The organism is Corynebacterium sp. HMSC05E07, assembly GCF_001807225.1.
GTDB lineage: Bacteria > Actinomycetota > Actinomycetes > Mycobacteriales > Mycobacteriaceae > Corynebacterium > Corynebacterium singulare.
On the sequence record NZ_KV788262.1, the window covers coordinates 1 to 2,356 of the forward strand.

The 2,356-nt window shown below is 56.3% G+C and carries 2 protein-coding genes; both read right to left on the reverse strand.

Going from position 1 to position 2,356, the window contains the following annotated elements; genetic code table 11:
• A partial coding sequence (locus tag HMPREF3149_RS10370) for an ATP-binding protein (RefSeq protein ID WP_070537970.1) occupies positions 1 to 582 on the reverse strand: 582 nt, incomplete at its 3' end.
• A gap of 6 nt (positions 583 to 588) precedes the next feature.
• Complete coding sequence (istA, locus tag HMPREF3149_RS10375) at positions 589 to 2,199, reverse strand: IS21 family transposase (RefSeq protein ID WP_070537971.1); 1,611 nt, start codon at positions 2,197 to 2,199, stop codon at positions 589 to 591.
• Positions 2,200 to 2,356 lie beyond the last annotated feature (157 nt).

Here is a 2,356-nt window from a genome sequence, read left to right on the forward strand (position 1 = left end):
GTCGAATATGATCTTGGTTAGGTCTTCTTGTCCGCGCTGGTTGATTCCTATCGTTAGGAAATCATCGAGGATGAGTACGTCAACGTTTTGTAGCCTGCGCATTTTAGCTACATAGCGTTCATCTGCCGGCGAGAAGGCCGCTAACTCATCGACGAGCTGATCCAGCCGGTAGTAGGCGACGCTGTATTCAGCCTGGCAGGCAGCAATACCGATAGCACAAGCGATGTAGGTTTTACCCGCACCGGTTGGTGCCAGGACGTGCACATTGGAAGGCTCGTCGCGCCAGGGTGTTGCGGCCAGTCGTTTGAGCTGGCGCAGGTTCAGCCCGCGCTTATCGGGGTTGATCAGCTCGGCGAGTGTTGCTGCCGGATAGCGGAATTTCGCCTGGGCGATGGCTTTTGCGATGTTGTTCTGCCGACGCTTGGCCGCGGTTTCTTCCACGGCTTTGAAAAAGATTTCCTCAGGCAATGCGTTGTTCGTGTCATCGGCAGCGACTAGGTCGAAGAAGATGTCGGCGAAGGTCGACAGACGCAGTTTACGCAGTGTAGCTCGGATGTCATCGTCAAGGTTGATGGTGGTCATGATGGTCTAGGCCTCCTTCTTCGGGGTGTCGTAGTGGCTGGCTGGGCGCAGGAACACTGCATCAGGGATGGCGGTGATATCCACAATGCGCGACTGGCCTTGATCGACCTGGACGGCTGGCGTTTGGTTAAGGGTGTGACCGTTGCGGGCGATATCGGCTTGAATCCGCGCGATGACCTGCATATTGGGTGCCAGGTTATGGTCGATGACTTGCTGGCAAGCAGGCTCAAGCGTGGTCTTGTTGTGCTTGTTGCCCAGCTTGACGAGCACGTTGCGGGCGGTATGCAGCCCGCGGGGTATGGCTTTGGCGTTGCGTTCCAAGATTGAGGAAACGACCTTGGTGGTTGCCGGCCCAAACGACGAGGCTCGAGCAAGCAGCTCGTTGCGGGTAAGCGGTTTGACCCCAGCGATATCCTTATCCGGGGTATGGGCTGGGTCAGTGCAATAGCGGTACTTGAACCCGTGCATACGACTATGTTCTGCAACCAGCTCATCGCCGTCGAAGATGCTCACCAGGCTGTTGGTCAGCCGTGCCCGCAGGGTTTTGCCGATGTACTGAAACGGCACTGAGTAGTACTGGTAGTCGCAGCAGATGTGCCAGTTACGGTCGACTTTGACAGCCCGCCACGACACTTCCGTAAACGGAGTATCGGGCAAGTCACGCATGAGGGGTGCTTCATCAGCATCAAACAACTCTTTACGGGTGAGCCCATCGGGCCGGGGCATATTCATGTTGATGTCGTCGATGCGCTGGGCGATGAGCTCGTTGAGCTCATCGAGGCTGTAGAAGGTGATCCCATCGAAGTAGCCGAGGATACGCGTGTAGACGAGTTGGACGGCGCGTTCTACAGCAGCTTTATCCCGAGGTTTTCCAGGCCGGGCCGGCACGATCAGGATGTCGTAGTAGTCGGCGAAGTCGGCGTAGCGTTGTTGAATGCGCCGGCCGGGTTTGTTCTTCACCGGGCGGTAAGTCGCGGTCGGTGCGTTATCGGGCACGATGATGCCAGGGCGTTTGCCGAGGTAGTCCAAGGCTTTCACATGGCAGGCAATCCAGTTGTCCATCTTCTCATTCGCTGAAGCCACAACGAACGTCAGCGAAGAATAGGGACAGATAGCCACGAATAAGCTGGCTTTCATGCCGACTTCACCGGTGGCTTTATCGACGATGGAAATTTTGTCGCCGGCCCAGTCGACGTAGAGTTCCTGGCCTGGCTCATGTTCGATAATCGAGGTCATTCCAGTGGTGCGGATGTAGTCACGCAGGCGTTCGCAGAACTGGGAGTACTGATACTTCGACTCACCGTCACCGGCAGGTGCAGCAACGTAGTCCATCCAGAGCTTGTGGCGGGTCAGATGCTTGTTGTTAGCCAAGCGCCTAGCGAGTTTTTCGAAGTCTGGCTGGTCATAGAGCTTGCGACGTGCCCCACGATGGTCGCTGAAGCACTCGTCGAAGAAAGATGGATCCAGCTGGGCAAACGACTCCTTGGTGATGCCGTGGTCAGCGATGAGCGTCTTGGTTTTGGCAATATCCCGGTTGGAGCATCCCAACGCCGCAGAAATGGCAGCGTAGCTTGCCCCGTCTAAGCACATCGCCATGATGTCTTTGAAGTTGGCCATGAAAGGCCCTCCTTAAGGTCATGAAAGGTGATGACGCGCCGACACAAGTTGTGCCAACGCCACCTATACAATGACCGAAAACAGAGAGCCCTACCACCTATCCGGAAAACCCCGACCAACTACGCGGATTGCCCCTACCAACTACGCCGAAACGGCA